Raw genomic sequence first — 259 nt, forward strand, 5'->3', positions numbered from 1 at the left:
GTTCGGCGAGAAATTGAACGGGACTGACCCTGAAGACGTGATCTGTAACGCGTTTGCCTGTTTTGACGACGATGGCAACGGTAAAGTGCATGAAGATGTGCTAAAGGAGGCTCTCACTTCCATGGGAGACAGATTCACCGAGGATCAAGTCGATGATGTCCTACGTGACGCACCAATCGACAAAGATGGCTACTTGGATTACAACCAGTTCACTCATATCTTGAAGCACGGAAAAAAAGACGACAATGATTAACACTGC

Annotated in this window: 1 protein-coding gene; it reads left to right on the forward strand. The window is 47.1% G+C overall.

Going from position 1 to position 259, the window contains the following annotated elements; translation table 11 throughout:
- On the forward strand, positions 1-253 hold a 253-nt coding region (locus ACYQ78_RS39780; protein WP_459806174.1), incomplete at its 5' end, for an EF-hand domain-containing protein.
- Positions 254-259: the final 6 nt, after the last annotated feature.

The sequence above is a fragment of the Herbidospora sp. RD11066 genome (genome assembly GCF_054661255.1).